The sequence below is a fragment of the Streptomyces chattanoogensis genome, from assembly GCF_001294335.1.
Classification (GTDB): domain Bacteria; phylum Actinomycetota; class Actinomycetes; order Streptomycetales; family Streptomycetaceae; genus Streptomyces; species Streptomyces chattanoogensis.
The window spans coordinates 1-14,228 of sequence record NZ_LGKG01000179.1 but is presented as its reverse complement, the minus strand read 5'-3'; the positions used below and the strand labels follow the sequence as shown (position 1 = coordinate 14,228).

Annotated in this window: 13 protein-coding genes; 7 read left to right on the top strand and 6 right to left on the bottom strand. The window is 72.0% G+C overall.

Translation table 11 applies throughout. The annotated features are described in order from the left end of the window. Positions 1-93: 93 nt before the first annotated feature. Complete coding sequence (locus tag ADL29_RS34120; RefSeq protein WP_053927410.1) at positions 94-1,173, bottom strand: bile acid:sodium symporter family protein; 1,080 nt, start codon at positions 1,171-1,173, stop codon at positions 94-96. Positions 1,174-1,382: 209 nt separating this feature from the next. Here ADL29_RS34120 and ADL29_RS34115 point away from each other — a divergent pair, with 209 nt between their 5' ends. The 5 genes from ADL29_RS34115 (at position 1,383) to ADL29_RS34095 (ending at position 7,327) form a co-directional block, all read left to right on the top strand. Continuing rightward, the gene (locus ADL29_RS34115) at positions 1,383-2,246 is read left to right on the top strand and encodes a LysR family transcriptional regulator (RefSeq protein WP_053927409.1); all 864 of its coding nucleotides are present in this window, start codon (positions 1,383-1,385) and stop codon (positions 2,244-2,246) included. Positions 2,247-2,502: 256 nt separating this feature from the next. Further along, positions 2,503-4,329, top strand: a complete 1,827-nt coding sequence (locus ADL29_RS34110) for an AMP-dependent synthetase/ligase (protein ID WP_053927408.1) — start codon at positions 2,503-2,505, stop codon at positions 4,327-4,329. 97 nt (positions 4,330-4,426) lie between these two features. Beyond that, positions 4,427-5,470: a hypothetical protein gene (locus tag ADL29_RS34105; RefSeq protein ID WP_157878644.1), complete on the top strand. Its 1,044-nt coding sequence runs from the start codon at positions 4,427-4,429 to the stop codon at positions 5,468-5,470. 74 nt (positions 5,471-5,544) lie between these two features. Beyond that, positions 5,545-6,378: an aldo/keto reductase gene (locus tag ADL29_RS34100; protein ID WP_053927406.1), complete on the top strand. Its 834-nt coding sequence runs from the start codon at positions 5,545-5,547 to the stop codon at positions 6,376-6,378. 157 nt (positions 6,379-6,535) lie between these two features. Next, entirely contained in the window at positions 6,536-7,327 is a 792-nt protein-coding gene (locus ADL29_RS34095) for a VOC family protein (protein ID WP_053927405.1), read from the top strand. A gap of 168 nt (positions 7,328-7,495) precedes the next feature. Here ADL29_RS34095 and ADL29_RS34090 read toward each other — a convergent pair whose 3' ends face one another. Further along, complete coding sequence (locus ADL29_RS34090) at positions 7,496-8,494, bottom strand: class I SAM-dependent methyltransferase (protein WP_078971493.1); 999 nt, start codon at positions 8,492-8,494, stop codon at positions 7,496-7,498. A gap of 244 nt (positions 8,495-8,738) precedes the next feature. Here ADL29_RS34090 and ADL29_RS34085 point away from each other — a divergent pair, with 244 nt between their 5' ends. After that, positions 8,739-9,674, top strand: a complete 936-nt coding sequence (locus ADL29_RS34085) for a YihY/virulence factor BrkB family protein (protein WP_053927404.1) — start codon at positions 8,739-8,741, stop codon at positions 9,672-9,674. A gap of 18 nt (positions 9,675-9,692) precedes the next feature. On the opposite strand, the gene ADL29_RS34080 is transcribed toward ADL29_RS34085, so the two are convergent. Next, complete coding sequence (locus ADL29_RS34080; protein WP_053927403.1) at positions 9,693-10,004, bottom strand: 4a-hydroxytetrahydrobiopterin dehydratase; 312 nt, start codon at positions 10,002-10,004, stop codon at positions 9,693-9,695. 127 nt (positions 10,005-10,131) lie between these two features. Here ADL29_RS34080 and ADL29_RS34075 point away from each other — a divergent pair, with 127 nt between their 5' ends. After that, a complete protein-coding gene (locus tag ADL29_RS34075; RefSeq protein WP_053927402.1) occupies positions 10,132-10,968 on the top strand; it encodes a helix-turn-helix transcriptional regulator in 837 nt (278 codons plus the stop codon). On the opposite strand, the gene ADL29_RS34070 is transcribed toward ADL29_RS34075, so the two are convergent. From ADL29_RS34070 to ADL29_RS34060, 3 genes are all read right to left on the bottom strand, one after another. Continuing rightward, positions 10,965-11,330, bottom strand: a complete 366-nt coding sequence (locus tag ADL29_RS34070; protein ID WP_053927401.1) for a nuclear transport factor 2 family protein — start codon at positions 11,328-11,330, stop codon at positions 10,965-10,967. The two genes, ADL29_RS34075 and ADL29_RS34070, sit on opposite strands and share 4 nt — an antisense overlap. A gap of 195 nt (positions 11,331-11,525) precedes the next feature. After that, entirely contained in the window at positions 11,526-12,953 is a 1,428-nt protein-coding gene (locus tag ADL29_RS34065) for an amino acid permease (protein WP_053927400.1), read from the bottom strand. A gap of 241 nt (positions 12,954-13,194) precedes the next feature. Further along, positions 13,195-14,226, bottom strand: a complete 1,032-nt coding sequence (locus tag ADL29_RS34060) for an MBL fold metallo-hydrolase (protein WP_063788589.1) — start codon at positions 14,224-14,226, stop codon at positions 13,195-13,197. Positions 14,227-14,228: the final 2 nt, after the last annotated feature.

Here is a 14,228-nt window from a genome sequence, read left to right as displayed (position 1 = left end):
ACCCCGATACCCCTGGCCGCCCTCCCCGACGGCTGGTTTGCCGCACCGGTACGACGCCTGGCGAGACGCGGCCGGGGGCAGCGGATCAGCCGCCTAGCGCGGCGAACCGCCCACCGCGGTGCGCTCGGCGCGGGGCGCGGCATCGCGGTCGGACGCGGGCCGGGCATCCGCAGCCGTATCCGTATCCCGATCCCTCTCCGCCCGCGCCGCAAACTGCTTCGCCAGTACCGCGCACACCATCAACTGCATCTGGTGGAACAGCATCAGCGGCAGCACCGCCAGTCCGGCCTGTGCCCCGAACAGCACGCTGGCCATCGGCAGACCCGCCGCCAGGCTCTTCTTCGACCCGGCGAAGGTGATCGCGATCCGGTCCTCGCGAGAAAAGCCGAGCTTCTCGGCGCCGTAGGAGGTGCCGGTCAGCATCAGCGCCAGCAGTACGGCCTCCACACCCAGCAGGCACAGCAGCCGCAGCGGCGAGACCTGGTGCCAGATGCCCTGGACCATGCCGGCGCTGAAGGCGGTGTAGACGACGAGCAGTATCGAGCCGCGGTCCACATAGCCGAGGGCTTTCTTGTGGCGGGTGAGGAAAGGACCGATCCAGCGCCGCAGCAACTGCCCGGCGACGAACGGGAGCAGCAGTTGGCAGACGATGGGGAGCAGGGAGCCGGCCGAGAAGCCGCCGCCGCCGTCGCCGTGCAGGACGAGGCCTGCCAGCAGGGGGGTGACGACGATGCCGACGAGGCTGGAGAACGATCCGGCGCAGATCGCCGCCGCCACATTGCCCCGGGCGAGGGAGGTGAAGGCGATGGAGGACTGGACCGTGGAGGGCACCAGGCACAGGAACAGCAGCCCGGTGTAGAGGGTGGGCGGCAGGACGTGGGGGACCAGCACCCGGGCCGCCAGCCCGAGCACCGGGAAGACCGCGAAGGTGCAGGCCAGCACGGTCAGATGCAGCCGCCAGTGGCGCAGCCCGGCCATCGCCTCGCGGGTGGAGAGCCGGGCTCCGTAGAGGAAGAACAGCAGCGCGACGGCCGCGGTGGAGGCGCCGTCCGCGACGGTGGCGGCCGGTCCGCGCGCGGGCAGCAGCGCCGCCAGCCCTACGGTGCCCACCAGCGCCAGGATGTATCCGTCCACGGGCAGCCAGGAGGGCAGGGCGAACAAAGGGCGGCGCATGGTCTCTCTTCGGGTCGTTCGGCGGCTCGGTCCGACGGATCGGTCCGGCAGGCGGGCCGGTGGCGTGGGCGGTGTCCGATCAAGGGTGCCGGTCCTGGCGGCGATCGGGAACCCCTCTTACCGTGGTGACTGTCATTACGGATCGCGATGAAGCCGGGGAGCCTGCCGGGGCCCGTCGGGCGCAGCGCGACGAGCCCCTGGAGGGTGCCATGTTCGACCCCACGCAGTTGCGCACCTTTCTCACCGTGGCGCAGACGCTGAGCTTCACCGGGGCCGCCCAGCGTCTCGGGCTGCGGCAGTCGACCGTGAGCCAGCACGTACGGAAGCTGGAGGAGGTCGCCGGGCGGCGGCTGTTCATCCGGGACACCCATGCCGTGGAGCTGACCGAGGACGGCGAGGCGATGCTCGGGTTCGCGCGCACGATTCTGGAGGCGAACGAGCGGGCCGCGAGCTTCTTCGCGGGGACGCGGCTGCGCGGCCGGCTGCGGTTCGGCGCGTCGGAGGATTTTGTGCTGACCAGGATGCCGGAGGTGCTCGAAGGGTTCCGGCGCGAGCACCCCGAGGTCGATCTGGAGCTGACGGTCGAGCTGTCGGAGACGCTGCACGAGCGGCTGGCGGCCGGCCGGCTCGATCTCGTCCTGGCCAAGCGGGGTCCGCAGGAGTCACGAGGGCGGCTGGTGTGGCGCGACCGGCTGGTGTGGGTGGGCACGGACCGGCTGCGGATCGATCCCCAGCGGCCGGTTCCGCTGGTCGTCTACCCGCCGCCCGCGGTGACCCGCGCTCGCGCGCTGGAGGCGCTGGAGGCCCAGGGGCGGGAGTGGCGCATCGCCTGTACCAGCGGGAGCCTGAACGGACTGATCGCCGCAACTAGGGCCGGACTGGGCGTTATGGCACACACCATGGGCATGATCCCGCCAGGTCTGGTCCGGATTCCGCCACGCGCCGGACTGCCGGAGCTGGGCGCGGTGGATTTCGTCCTGCTGCACGGGCGGCGCCCGGGTGCGGCGCAGGGTCCCGCCGAGGCGCTGGCCGACGCGATCCTGGCAGGCGCCGACCGGCTGCACATGCCATAGGACTTGCCGCGGGCACAGGGGGCACGGGCGGCGCACCGCAGCGGATGCAGAGATTTGGTGCAGAAACGGTCCCGGCACGGTGATAGTCCGGGGTCGAATCGGCCGGGCCGTGTCCGCGCTTCTCCGAAGTCACCCGATTTCTGACCTTGGCCATTTCCCGTGCCCGTCCGTCCACGCCGTGGTAGGTCCCTCCCGGACATCGTCGCCTTGGGGTACGGTCTCGGCCCTGTGAGGAGCACCACGAAGGGCTGGGTCATTGCGCGAGTTCACCGTCCCCCCTTTGGCAACCGCACCGCGGGTCGGCGGGCTGGCGGATTCCGTATACGACAACGCCGCCGCTGATCCCGAACGCGTCGCGCTGACGCGCAAGGACGACGAGGGACAGTGGCAGGACGTCACCGCGGCACAGTTCCGGGACGAGGTCATGGCGCTCGCCAAGGGCCTGCTGGCGCAGGGTGTCCGGTTCGGCGACCGGGTCGGCATCATGTCCCGTACGCGCTATGAGTGGACGCTGTTCGACTTCGCGCTGTGGTCCGTCGGCGCCCAGTCCGTACCGCTGTATCCGACGTCGTCGGCCGAGCAGGTCTTCTGGATGCTGCACAACGCGGACGTCACGGCATGCCTGGTCGAGCACGAGGACCATGCGATGACCATCGGGTCGGTCATCGACCGGCTGCCGCATCTGCGCAAGCTCTGGCAGCTGGACGCCGACCCGGTGGCCGAGCTGACCGCGGCCGGTGCGCATATGGAGGACGAGGTGGTGCACCGCCATCGGATGGCCGTCACACCGGAGGCCACCGCGACGATCATCTACACCTCGGGCACCACGGGCCGGCCGAAGGGCTGCGTGATCACGCATGCCAACTTCATGGCCGAGTCCGACAACATCGTGCTGCGCTATGAGCGGGTCTTCAAATCCAAGGCAGGCGAGGAGGCGGCCACGCTGCTCTTTCTGCCGCTGGCGCATGTCTTCGGGCGCATGGTGCAGGTCGCGGCCATCCGCGGCCGGGTCAAGCTGGCCCACCAGCCGGAGCTGGTGGCCCGTGCGCTGCTGCCCGATCTGCAGACCTTCCGGCCCACCTTCATCCTCGCGGTGCCGTACATCTTCGAGAAGGTCTTCGCCGCGGCCCGGCGCAAGGCCGAGGCGGACGGCAAGGTCGGGGCCTTCGACAAGGCCGTGGAGATCGCGGTCCGCTACGCCGAGGCGCAGGAGAACAAGGCGTTCGGCACCGGCTCCGGGCCCAGCGCCTCGCTGCGGATGCAGCACCAGATCTTCGACAAGCTGGTCTACAGCAAGGTCCGGGAGGCGATGGGCGGCCGGGTGCGGCACGCGATGTCGGGCGGCTCGGCGATGGAGCGCCGGCTAGGACTGTTCTTCGCCGGCGCGGGAGTGATCATCTACGAGGGCTACGGCCTGACGGAGAGCACCGCGGCGGCCACCGCGAACCCGCCCGAGCGGACCCGCTACGGCACCGTCGGCGTGCCCGTCCCCGGGACGACCGTGCATCTCGCGGAGGACGGCGAGATCTGGCTGTACGGCGGCCAGGTCTTCCAGGGCTACCACAACGACCCGAAGGCGACCGATGCCGTGCTGCACGACGGCTGGTTCTCCACCGGCGACCTGGGCGCCGTGGACGAGGACGGCTATCTGACGATCACCGGCCGCAAGAAGGAAGTCCTGGTCACCTCGGGCGGCAAGACGGTCTCGCCGGTGCCGCTGGAGGAGCGGGTGCGGGCACATCCGCTGGTCGCGCAGTGCATCGTGGTCGGCAACGACCGGCCGTTCATCGCCGCCCTGGTGACTCTGGACCCGGAAGCGGTCACCCACTGGCTGGCCATGCGCGGCAAGCCGGAGATGCCGCCGCACGACCTGGTGCGCGACCCGGACCTGGAGACCGAGATCCGGCGCGCCGTGGTCGCCGCCAACACGCTGGTCTCGCAGGCCGAGTCGATCCGTACGTTCCGGATACTGGCCCACCAGTTCAGCGAGGAGCACGGACTGCTGACACCGTCGCTGAAGCTCAAGCGGAAGGCGATCGAGACGGCGTACTCGGCCGAGGTGGACGCGCTGTACCGGGGCTGACGGGCGAGGGCCCGGTGGCCGGCCTCCGCCGTGCGGGGGAGGCGGATCGTCCCCGGGCCCGATGTCCGCCGTGGCGGTGGCCCGCAGACTCGCGGGCATGGACAACCGCCGCCGCACCCTGCTCGGCCGGACCGCGATCGTCGCCTGTGCCCCGTATCTCGCCCTGAAACTGATGTGGGTGCTGGGATCCCGTATCGGCATCGTCGACCTCCACGGCATCGGTCGGGCCACCTGGGTCGCGGGCAATGCCGTCACCTTCCTCATGGACGCCATCGCCGCCCTGGTGGCGTACACCCTGACCCGGCCGGGCGGTCTGCGGGCGCCCGCCTGGCTGCTGGCCTTCCCGCTGTGGATGGCGACCGGCCTGCTCACCCTGCTCATGCTGAACGTCCCCGGCAGCCTCCTCGCCGGCCTCGTCGTCGACAGCCCCAACCCGATGACCAAGGGCGACTTCATCCAGCCCTGGGTCTACGGCGTCGTGTACGGCGGCTTCATCATCGAGGGCATCACCCTCCTCGGCGCCTTCGCGGTGTACGCGCATCAGCGCTGGGGCGGCCTGCTGCGCCGCCCGCTGCGCGAGCTGCCCGACACCGGTACCCGCGCGGTGCAGCGGATCCTGGCGCTGCCCGCCGCCGTGCTCACCGCCGGTTTCGGCGTCGTGGAGATCCTGTGGGGCACCGGCTCCACACTGGGCGTGACGAAGGCCGATGCCGCGGCCCGGACGATCGTCAGCTACACCTCCGGCTGCGTCCAGGGCCTGCTCTCCCTGGCCTGCGCCCTCGGGGTCCTGCTGCTCCTCTTCCCCCGCCTGCTGCCCCGCCGTACGCCGCTTGCCGGGTTGCGCGTGCGGGTGCCGCTCGCGCTGGCCTGGACCGGCAGTGCGGTGGTCTTCGGCTGGGGCGGCTGCCTGTGGGCGACGCAGACGGTCGCCGGTGTCCTCTCCGCGGGTGCGCCTCCGGCGCAGGGCGGGCTGCCCGGGCTCGTCGGTGCGGCGGAGCTGTGCACCGGGCTGGTGCTGCTCTGCACAGGGGCCTTCACCCTTGCCGAGCTGACGGCGCAGCAGGCCGGGCGGACCGGTCCGGCCGGAATCTCCCCCTCCGGTACCTCCCGGCGGGAATGCCCGGCGGCCGGTGATCGTTGACAACCCAGAACGCGCCTACGCCCACGCGCGTCACCTGTGCCCATGAAGTCGACCGACGTAAGGACCCATCCCCCGTGAGCAAGGTTCCGTCCATCACGCTCAACAACGGCATCGCGATGCCGCAGCTCGGTTTCGGTGTCTGGCAGGTTCCGGACGACGAGGCGGCCACCGCCGTCGGCCACGCCCTGGACGCGGGCTACCGCAGCATCGACACGGCCGCGATCTACGGCAACGAGGAGGGCACCGGCAAGGCTCTCGCCACCTCCGGCATCGCCCGCGACGAGCTGTTCGTCACGACGAAGCTCTGGAACTCCGACCAGGGCTACGACTCGGCCCTCCGCGCTTTCGACACCTCGCTGGCCAAGCTCGGTCTGGAGTACGTGGATCTGTATCTGATCCACTGGCCGCTGCCCGCCCGGGACACCTACGTCGACACGTACAAGGCCCTGGAGAAGATCTACGCGGACGGCCGCGCCAAGGCCATCGGCGTCTCCAACTTCCAGCCGGACCACCTGGAGCGGCTGCTGGGCGAGACCTCCGTCGTCCCGGCGGTCAACCAGATCGAGCTGCACCCGCAGTTCCAGCAGGCCGAGTCGCGCGCCGCGCACGCCCGGCACCGCATCGTGACCGAGGCCTGGTCGCCGCTGGGCCAGGGCCGCGGCCTGCTCGAGGACGCGGCCATCGGCACGATCGCGGAGAAGCACGGCAAGTCCCCCGCCCAGGTGGTGCTGCGCTGGCACCTCCAGCTCGGCAATGTCGTCATCCCCAAGTCCGTGACGCCGTCCCGGATCCGGGAGAACATCGACGTCTTCGACTTCGCGCTGGACGACGCCGATCTGAGCGCCCTGGCGGCCCTTGACTCGGGCAACCGCCTCGGCCCGGACCCGGCCACGTTCGACATGGCCTGAGACCGCCGGTCCGAGGCGACGCGGTCCGCCGTTCCGTACGGGGGCGGCGGACCGGCCGTCCGAGTGGCGGGCCGGGCGCGCGGCGGGAAGGGTGGAGAGAGCGGGTGGTCCCTGCGCACACCGGCAGGGCACGGATACGCGCTCCCAGGAGGCAACGATGCCTGAAGTCACCGCTCCCTACGCGCCCGGGACCCCCTGCTGGGTCGATCTCGCGGCGCCCGACCAGCAGGCCGCCATCGACTTCTACTCGGGCCTGCTCGGCTGGACCGGACAGATCGGGCCGCCGGAGACCGGCGGTTACGCCGTGTGTGAGTTCCGCGGCAAACCGGTGGCCGGCATCATGGCGGCGGTCCCGATGGGCGGCCAGCCCGCGCCGCCGACGGTGTGGACCACCTATCTCGCGACCGACGACGCGGATGCCACCGAGCGGGCGATCGGTGCGGCCGGCGGCACGGTGCTGATGCCCGTCATGGACGTGATGACGCTCGGCCGGATGTGCATCGCGGCCGACCCCGCCGGAGCCGTGTTCGGCATCTGGCAGGCCGTCGACTTCCCCGGCGCCGGCATCGTCAACGAAAACGGCGCCGTGATCTGGAACGAGCTCAACACCACCGGCCGGGAGGACGCGGCCGCCTTCTACGAGCAGGCCCTCGGCATCCAGGCCGAACCGATGGAAAGCGCCGAGGGCTACTTCGCGCTCAGCGTCCAGGGACGGCCGGTGGGCGGCATGCAGGCGATGCCCGAGGGGGTCCCCGAGGGCACCCCCTCGCACTGGCTGACGTACTTCTCCGTGGCGGACACCGATGAGACGGTCGCCAAGGTCCAGGAAGCCGGCGGCGCGGCGCTCAAGCCGCCGTTCGACATGGTCGCCGGGCGGATGGCCGTCGTGAAGGACCCGCAGGGCGCGCCCTTCGCCGTGATCACCCCGAAGCCGATGAACCAGGGTTGACGCCCCCTCACGCCCCGTCGCCGGACACCGTCCCCCCCCCCCGCGATCATGGCCACCCGCATCTCCACCTGCGCGCGCGGATCCGGTGCACCGGTCACCGCCGGCCGCGCGGACTGAGCACCTCCCCGGCAGAACCCAAGGTCCCGGGAAGCGCCCCGACCGCACCCCTCAACGGCGCCCGCCCCGGCCCACCACGCTGTGGGCCGCATACACCGTCTGCACCGCCAGCAGGAAGGCGTCCGGCCGGTGGGCGAACCCGGCCGCGTCGTGCGGGTCGGTGAGCCGGCCGAGGGTGGTCAGATCGTCCTCGTCGAGCTGGTCGCCGTATGCCTCGATCACGTACGCGAGGGTGCCGACGACGAAGTCGCGAGCGGCGGTGGACAGCGGAGCCGGCAGGTCCAGGAGGAAGCTGCGGGTGCTCGGGCTGCGCAGGCCGGCGTCGGCGAGGAAGGCGGGCCAGTCCTCGACGGCGTCCGTGGCGCCCGGCAGGGCCGTACGCATCCGGGTGAACCACTCCTCGCCGGCCGCATCGAGGCGGGACTGCAGGCCCGGGCGGCCGATGCCGATGTCGCGCGGCAGGAAACGGGGGGCCAGGCCGCCCTCGGTGACGGCGAGCAGTCCGCCGGGGCGCAGATGCCCGGCCAGCGCGGCCACCGCGCCCCGCTGGTCGCCGACGTGGTGCAGCACCCGGCTGGACCAGATGACATCGGCCGCGCCGAGCGCGTCCAGGCCGTCCGGGACCTCGGCGACATGGGTGCGGACGCGGTCGCCGAGGCCGAGCCGGGCGGCGCGGTCACGGGCCCGCTCCAGAAGGGCCCCGGCCGGGTCCACGGCCACCACCTCGGCTTCGGGGAAGGCCTGCGCCAGGAGGCAGGTGACGACGCCCGGCCCGCTGCCGACGTCGAGCACCCGGCGCACCGCACCGGGGCCTGGCCCGCCGTCGGCGGCGAGCAGCTCGCGCAGCCACCCCGCCGCCTGCTCGTAGAGCGGAATGTGCACCTCGCCGCCGCGTTCGAGGTGCGGGCCGAGCACCTCCCAGTCGATGTGGGCGGCGTCCTGGCCGCGTCCGGCGTGGTGGTGCCCGAGTGCCGCACCGCCCTGGCCGGTTCGCGGGTGAGGGTGACGGGTCAGGGGGTCGGGAGGTGACGTGGGACCGAGATCGCTCATGAGGGGAGCCTGCGCCACGGAGACGTGCCGGGCAATCTTCGTTGCCGGTTCGGCAACCTCCGCCGCTTCTCACCCGGCCGTCCGGCGTTTGGGGTACGGCCGCGGAGGCGGGGATGATGCAGGCCGAGGCATCCGGCCGCGTTCCGGCCGGAGCACCGGCCGGACCGGCAGAGAGGACGGAGCGACATGTGCGGGAGCGCAGAGCGCCGCGCGCGGACACGGACCACGACACCGGGAGGGCGCCATGTGCGCTGACGCCGCTCCCCCCGTCGCCTCCCCGACGCCGGACGCCACCCCGGCCCGTACGGCCCTGCCGACCTGGGCCCAGTGCCGTACCGCGCTGCGCCGTACGCCGGTGTCCGTCTGGCACGACGATGTGACGGACTGGGCGGCCAGCCTGACGTACTACTCGGTGCTGGCGCTGCTCCCGTCGGTCATCGTCACCGTCTCGCTGATCGGCCTCGCCGACCCCTCGGCCACCGCGCAGCTCATCAACCAGGCCAGCGCCCTCGCCCCGGCCGGCTCCAGCGCGACCGTGCACCATGCGCTGATCGTCATGGCCCATCAGCACACCGCCGCCTGGGTCGTGGTGGGCGGCGCGCTGGTCAGTGCGCTGTGGTCCTCGTGCAGCTATCTGGCGGTGTTCCGCCGGGCGCTGCACGCCATGCACCGTACGAAGGACGACCGGCCCCCGTGGCGCAAGGCGCCGCGCATCATCGCGACCGCGCTGGTGCTGATGGCCTTGCTGATCAGCAGCGCGGTGGTGCTGCTGGTGAGCGGTCCGATCGCGCGCGCCGCCGGGCGTGCGCTGGGGCTGGGCGAGGCGGGTGAGGCCACCTGGAATCTGCTGAAGTGGCCTCTGCTGCTGTTGCTGGCCACCGTGCTGGCGATGGTGCTGTTCCGCTCCGGGCCGCCGAGTTCCCGCGGTGTGCGGCGCGCGGCGCCCGGCGGCATCGTGGCGGTCCTGCTGTGGCTGGTGTCGTCCGCGGGCTTCTCGGCCTATGTGTCGTACGTCGGGACCTTCAACCGGCTCTACGGCTCGCTCGCGGGACCGGTGGTCTTCCTCATCTGGCTGTGGTTCTCGCATCTGTCACTGCTGTCCGGGGCCCAGTTCAATGTGGAGCTGGTCCGCGCGGGCCGCTTCGTCAAAGTGTCCAAGCACGCCTGCCGGCAGTCCTGAGGGGGCGACCGGCCCCGTTCAGCGCGCGCCGTGGCCGGGGGCGATCTCCTCGATGCGCTCCGCGAGGCCGAAGTCGAGGTGGGTGATCCGGCCGCCGGCGCTGTGGGTGTTCACCGCGACGGTCAGCCGGTTGTAGCCCAGGGTCAGATCGGCGTGATGGCCCAACTCCTCCTGGATCTGCGCGATATGGATGACCATCGCGGCGGCCGGCAGATGCCCGTCGAAGGCGTAGCGGCGGCAGAGCAGCTCCCCCTCGGCGGACCAGCCGGGCAGCTCGGCCAGGCGGTCCTCGATCTCCTTGGTGCCGAGCGGTTCCACCTGGGCGCTCATGGGACTCACCTTTCACCGATTCTGATGCCGGATCACCACTGTGGCAGTGCCAGCCTGGCACGGCGCAGGGGCATTCACGCCGACGTGGGCGTCCGCCGCGCCGACCCGGTCGGCTACCGTCCCTGCCATGACAACTGCCGTGGCGATCACGCCGAAGACCACGGGTGTGGGGACTCTGCTGCGCGAATGGCGCGACCGCCGCAAGATCAGCCAGCTGGAACTGGCCCTGCGCGCCGACTCCTCCTCCCGGCACATCAGCTTCATCGAAACCGGCCGCTCCCGCCCCAGCCAGGAGATGGTGCTCCGGCTCGCCGAACACCTCGACGTCCCCGTACGGGAACGCAACGCGCTGCTGATCGCGGCGGGTTATGCGCCCGCCTTCCCCGAGACGCCGATGGACGACCCCTCGATGACGGCCCTGCGCGCGGGCATGGAACGGCTGCTGACCGGCTATGAGCCGTTCCCCGCGCTGGTGGTGGACGGGACCTACCACGTCCAGGCGGCGAACCGCGGGATCACCATGCTGCTGGAGGGGGTCGACGAGTCCCTGCTGCGGCCGCCGCTCAACGCCATGCGGGTCACCCTCCACCCGGGCGGTCTGGCGCCCCGCATCCGCAACTTCCTGGAGTGGCGCGGGCATCTCTTCGCCCAGATGGAACGGCAGTTGGCGCTGCTGCGGTCCGCGCCGCTGCGGGCCCTCTACGACGAGGTACGGGAATATCCGCTGCCCGAGGGCGGGCGGGAGGTGGCGGCCTTCGGCGAACACCCGCCCTTCGCGCTGCCCATGATGATCGAGCACCGGGGCACCGTGCTGTCCTTCATCTCCACCATCGCCACCTTCAACACGCCGATGGATGTGACCGTCTCCGAACTGGCCGTGGAGACCTTCCTCCCCGCCGACCCGGAGACGGTCGCCCATCTGCAGGGCGGGACGTGGGACGTCCCACGTCCCACCGCGTCCTAGGCGGGCACCCGGTCCAGAAACCCGCTCACCGACCGGATCCGCCCGTCCTCGGCCAGCCGCACCACGTCGAACCCGGCAACCGGCGCGGACCCGTCCCCGGCGACCAGCTCCCACCCGAACCGGGCGATGTCGTGGTGCCCGTCCACGGCCCCCAGCGGCCGGAACACCAGCCCCTGGAACTGTGCCTGGGCCCCGCCTATCAGGGCCGCGAGCCCGGCGTGGCCGGCGACGTCGGCCAGCGGGTCGGTGTAGGTCACGTCGTCGGTGAACGCCTCGGCCACGGCCTTCGCGCGGACCGCCTCGTCGGTGGCGTTCCAGGCGGCGAAGTAGCGGTCGGCGGCGGTGGCGTACTGCGTGGTCATGAGGTGCTCCTTGTGATCGTCGGCCGCTGTGGCCGCTGTCGGACAGCGGTTCACGGGCCGGAGTGCGCCGGCCCGTGAACCGGTGCCCTCACTCTGGCGGGCGGCGGAGCGGGGGTCGATTACCTGGGAGGTAAGAGGGCCGCCCCGGTCAACCGGGACGGCCCTCAGGAAGAACTACAAGGAGTACGGGGAGGACTACGAGGAGGAGTGCGAGGAGGAGTGCGGGGACGGCTGCTCCGCGTCCGCCGCTGCGGTCACCGCGCCGTCGGCCGCGTCATCGGCCGTGGCGGGCGCCGCCACCCCGTCCCGCTCCCGCACGTTCCGTCGCGCCGCCATCACCGCGTACACCAGGATCCCCGCGAAGAGGAACAGCACGCCCTGGTAGATCGCCGCGTACCCGGCGCCCGCCACCAGCCAGAAGGTGAAGCCGAAGGCGACGAGAGCGAGCGTGAGATCGCGGGCGAAGCGGGCCGGGCGGACCTTGTCGCGGCGTCCGGTCAGCAGGAAGTAGATCTGGGCGCCGGCCGCCAGCAGATACGGCACGGTCGCCGAGAAGGTGGTGATCAGGACCAGGATCTCGAAGACACCGGTGGCGCCGATCAGGTAGTTGATCACGGTCAGGGCGGTGGCCAGCAACGATGCGGCCAGCACACCGAAGGTCGGGACGCCGCGCCGCTTGGTCAGGAAGGCCGCGGGGAAGAGGCCGTCCTTGGCGGCGGCGTACGGGGACTGGGCGCTCATCAGGGTCCAGCCGTTGAGGGCGCCGATGATGGAGATCACCGCGGCACCGGCGACGAGCGTGCCGCCCCAGTGGCCGCCGAACATGGCGTTCACCGCGTCCGAGAACGGCGCCGTGGAGTGCACCAGCTTGTTGTGGGCGACGGTGCCGAAGACCGCGAGGGTGCCCAGGAGGTAGACGACGGCGGCGCCCACGGTGCCCAGGACGGTGGCCCGGCCGACGTTGCGCTCCGGGTCGCGGACCTCGCCCGCGCTCATCGCCGCGGACTCCACGCCCACGTAGCTGTAGAGGAGGATCGCGGCGGCCGCGGACAGACCGCCGACCGCACTGCCGCCGCCCTCGTGGAACGCGCCGAGGTTGTCCGGGTCGAAGAAGAACAGCCCGACGACGGCGATGAAGAGGAGCGGGATGAACTTGAGGACGGTGGAGACCAGCTGGACGGCGCCCACGTAGCGGGTGCCGGCGAAGTTGGCGAGGGCCGGCAGCCAGAGCGCGGCGAGCGCGACGACGAGGTCGGTGCCGGGGGTCGCGTGCCCGGGGAGCAGGACGTGGACGTAGCCGACGGCGGCAACCGCGAGCGCCGCGTTGCTGACCCAGGTCATCGTCCAGTACGACCAGGCGGACAGGAAGCCGGCGAAGTCACCGAACGCCTCGCGGGCGTAGACGTAGGGGCCTCCGGTGTCCGGGTGGCGCTGGGCCAGCCGGCCGAAGACCAGGGCGAGGGCGACGGCGCCGACGGTCAGTACGCCGAAGGCGAGCAGGCTGACGGTGCCGAAGGGGGCGACCGAGGCCGGCAGCAGAAAAATGCCGCCGCCGATGATGTTGCCCATCACCAGGGCGGTGGCGGTTCCCAGACCGAAACGGCGGGTGTGCCGGTCGTGCATGGCGTGGTGGGCCTCTCGTCGTGCGCGGTGCACCCGGGATTGCCGGGCGGGAATATCGTCGGTTACCCGGCCCGCGTACCAAAATCGGCGATTTTTGTCCGGCGAGGAGTGGATCACGGAAAAGAAGCTGCGGATCAGCCCGCCTCTCGCCGGAGTTCCTGCGCCGCGGGCCCGGAGGGCCGGAGGCCGGTGCGGTCGGGGTGGGACGTCCCACGTCCCGCCCCGACCGCACCGGCAGCCCTCACCCGGACGCGTCACCCAGCACCCGCGACGCCCCCACCGGCAGATCCCACAGGTCCTCGCGCGACCGGCCGGTGGCGGCCCAGGCGGCGCGGACCCGGCGCAGTGGTTCCAGGGGCGGCTCGCCGGAGAGCAGAAACGTCGACCAGTGCATCGGGGCCATGGCCCGCGCGCCCAGGTCCTGGCAGGCCCGTACGGCCTCCTCCGGATCGGTGTGCACCGGGCCCAGCATCCACCGCGGGTCGTACGCCCCGATCGGCAGCAGCGCCAGGTCGATACCGGGGAAGCGGCGGCCGATCTCCTCGAACCAGTGCCCGTAACCGGTGTCGCCCGCGAAGTGCAGCCGCCGCCCGTCGGGGGCGGTGAGCATCCAGCCGCCCCAGAGCGTGCGGCAGGTGTCGGTCAGGGTGCGCTTGCTCCAGTGGTGGGCCGGGACGAAGTCGAAGCGTACGGGCCCGCCGGGGGCGGGCAGTTCGACGGCCTCCCACCAGTCGAGGTCGGTGACGTGCGTGAAGCCGCGGCGGCGGGCCCAGCGCGCCAGCCCGGCGGGGAGCAGCAGTGGGGTGTGGCGCGGCAGCCGTTTGAGGGTCGGGGCGTCCAGGTGGTCGTAGTGGTTGTGGCTGATGACCACGACGTCGACGGCCGGCAGGTCCTCCCAGCGGACGCCCACGGGGGTGACCCGGGGCGGGGTGCCGAGGATCTTGCGGGACCAGACGGGGTCGGTCAGTACCGTCAGCCCGCCGATCCGGATCACCCAACTGGCGTGCCCGGCCCAGGTGAGGGCGAGGGTGGCGGGTCCGGCGACGGGCATCGGGCCGGGTTCGAAGGGGAGTTCCTGGATCTCCGGCAGCGTCTCGGGGACCGGGCGCAGCTTGCCCTCCCGGGCGATCCGGGCCAGCGCCCGGACGCCGGGCAGCGGTGCGGTCAGCCGGTCGGTGAAGTCCCGGGGCCAGCTGCGGGGTTCCGCCAGGGGACGCGGTTCGGCGAGCGGGGGCGGGGCGGCGGGCGGGAGGAGGGGGGTGGTGTGCGGCAGGG